Here is a 421-nt window from a genome sequence, read left to right on the forward strand (position 1 = left end):
GATGGAAGACACTAGCGAGTCTGATATCACGGTTAAGATCACCGGTTCACAGTGGAAGTGGCACTACAGCTACTTTGACCATGACGTTGAGTTTTTCAGTTATCTCTCCACCAGTAATGAGCAAATTGAGGGTACGGATGAAAAGGGTGAGCATTACCTACTTGAGGTAGACAATGCGTTGGTGCTTCCTGTCGGCAAAAAAATCCGTTTCTTAATGACCTCTGATGATGTGATTCACTCTTGGTGGGTGCCTGATTTTGCGGTGAAAAAGGACACTATCCCAGGGTTTATCAACGAGGCGTGGACCAAGATTGATAAACCGGGAATCTATCGCGGGCAATGTGCAGAGCTGTGTGGGCGCAATCATGGCTTTATGCCTATCGTAGTCCAAGCCGTTGAGGCTGCAGAATTTGATGAGTGG

The 421-nt window shown here is 47.3% G+C and carries 1 pseudogene; it reads left to right on the forward strand.

The features are described from left to right. A pseudogene (locus AB4585_RS26685) lies at positions 1–421 on the forward strand (cytochrome c oxidase subunit II); the annotation flags it as partial.

The sequence above is a fragment of the Vibrio sp. 10N.222.49.C9 genome (assembly GCF_041474985.1).
Lineage (GTDB): Bacteria > Pseudomonadota > Gammaproteobacteria > Enterobacterales > Vibrionaceae > Vibrio > Vibrio crassostreae_C.